Annotated in this window: 1 protein-coding gene and 1 pseudogene; both read right to left on the bottom strand. The window is 72.5% G+C overall.

All coding sequences use genetic code 11. The annotated features are described in order from the left end of the window. Window positions 1-442 (bottom strand): hypothetical protein (locus NS283_RS18180; protein WP_206542573.1); only part of this gene is annotated, 442 nt, incomplete at its 3' end. 115 nt (window positions 443-557) lie between these two features. Continuing rightward, window positions 558-1,032: pseudogene (locus tag NS283_RS19040) on the bottom strand (hypothetical protein); the annotation flags it as partial.

Raw genomic sequence — 1,032 nt, 5'->3', positions numbered from 1 at the left:
CGGCGTCGCGCCCGAAGGGGATGTAGGCGAGCAGACCGTTGGCGTTCGCGTTGGTGCCCGGGCCGCTCGAGGAGCGCGCGATGTCGACCTGACCGGTGATCGTGCGGGCGGGGACTCCCTTGTTGCCCGAGTAGGCGGCACCGGTGATCGAGGCGCGGAGCGCCGTGACACCCGCGCCCGAACCGGCGGGACGGCCGAAGAACGGACCGCCCTGCTTGGTCTGGATGGCCGTGGAACCGAACGCGTCGAAGCTGCCGAGCGTCTTGTTGGTGGAGGTCACACGGACGAGCGAGCCCGTGAGGGTCGTTCCGTTCGTGATCGCGTTGGCCGCGTCCTGCAGCGTGTCGGAACCGACCAGCGAGTAGCTGTTCGAGACCGGCTCGGCCGAGGCCATGGAGGCGACGCCGAGGCCGGCGATCGCGATACCGCAAGCCGCGCCCATGGCGGCCAGCTTCTTGAGCTTCAACTCAATGCCTTTCGATTGGTGTGGTGCACAGATGTGATTCGGGTGTTCAGTTGCGAGAGGACGGGTCTGGGGAACGGAGACCGGCGCGGCGTCAGAGCCGACGGCGCAGTCGTCCGAAGAGGGGCACGGCGAAGGCGGCGGCGAGCCCGCCCGCGACGCTGGCCGGGAGCGCGGCCGGCAGGGCGCCCATATCCGGATCGTCGGGTGTGGTGCCACCCGTCCGAGCGGGGGCGGCGGAACCGGATGCCACGGGGTCCGGGGCGGAGGCCTGCGCCGGGGCAGCGGGAGCGGGGGCGGCTGCGGCCGGGGCGCTGCCCACGACACCGCCGCTGGGGAAGGGCACGCCCGCCGCGGGGCCGTTCGCCGTGGGGGTCGGTGTGCCGCCGAGGCTCGGCATCCGTCCCGCCTCGATATCGTCCGCGGCCGTGAGGGCGAGGGTCTGCCATCCCTCGGGGAGCGGAACGAATCCCTGCGGCAGCTGCCCGGGGGCCGTTCCCGGACGCTGCCCGTCCTTCGCGGCGAAGCGGATGAACGCGGCATAGCTCTTGCGGAGCTCCGCGTCGGAG

The organism is Microbacterium testaceum, from assembly GCF_001476285.1.
Taxonomy (GTDB): domain Bacteria; phylum Actinomycetota; class Actinomycetes; order Actinomycetales; family Microbacteriaceae; genus Microbacterium; species Microbacterium testaceum_B.
The sequence above is the reverse complement of the archived record's forward strand: the minus strand, read 5'-3'. Positions and strand labels throughout refer to the sequence as shown.